General features: G+C 61.4%; 1 protein-coding gene. It reads right to left on the bottom strand.

Features of this window, described 5'->3' with window-relative positions; all coding sequences use genetic code 11:
* Window positions 1-798: IS5 family transposase (locus tag CDI09_RS17405; protein WP_249034063.1), on the bottom strand; the 798-nt coding region annotated here is incomplete at its 5' end.

Raw genomic sequence — 798 nt, 5'->3', positions numbered from 1 at the left:
TTATGCACCTTGAGCGAGTATAGCGGCGTTTCTGAGCATGAAACATGCGAAAGCGACGACATGGAGACTTGCGAGGGTTGAAGCGTAACGCTCGTAGTCCTTGACGAGCCTGCGGCATCGTGTGGCCCATGCGAAAGACCGCTCGGCGACCCATCGGCGCGGCAGCAGGACAAAGCCGCGCCTGGCTTCGGGCAACTTGACGACTTCGAGTGCGATACCGTGCGTGCGAGCCGCCTCGTCTGGTTTTGAGCCCGTATATCCCTGATCGACATAGGCCAGTTCGACGCTTTCGTCAGTGGCCTCCTGAATGGCAGCGGCGAGGCGTCCGACCTCGGCGCGATCATCCCGATTGGCTGGCGTGACATGCAGGGCCAGCAGGTGACCCAGCGTATCCACAGCCATATGCAGCTTCGAGCCCCGTTTGCGTTTGGCCCCGTCGTAACCGGCGCGAGGCCCGCTCTCGGGTGTCGAACGTAATGTCCGGCTGTCGAGGATGGCTGCAGTGGGTTCCGGCAGGCGACCAGAAGCCATGCGCAAGACGGCACGTAGATCGCAGGCCAGCGTCTCGAAGCAGCCGGCATCCATCCAACGACGAGACTGCTGATAAACCGCCGACCACGGCGGCAGATCGTTTGGCATCGCGCGCCAGGCAATCCCGTAGCGGATCACGTAGCGCAACCCGTTGAACAGTTCGCGCAGATCATGCCGCCGCTGTTCCGCGTCCTCTCGCATCAGGACCAGATACGGAACGACCAGAGACCATTCTTCGTCTGATACATCAGAGGGATACGGTTTGCG

The sequence above is a fragment of the Komagataeibacter nataicola genome (genome assembly GCF_003207795.1).
GTDB lineage: Bacteria > Pseudomonadota > Alphaproteobacteria > Acetobacterales > Acetobacteraceae > Komagataeibacter > Komagataeibacter nataicola.
Note: the sequence above shows the minus strand (reverse complement) of the source record. Positions and strands in the feature narration are given on the sequence as shown.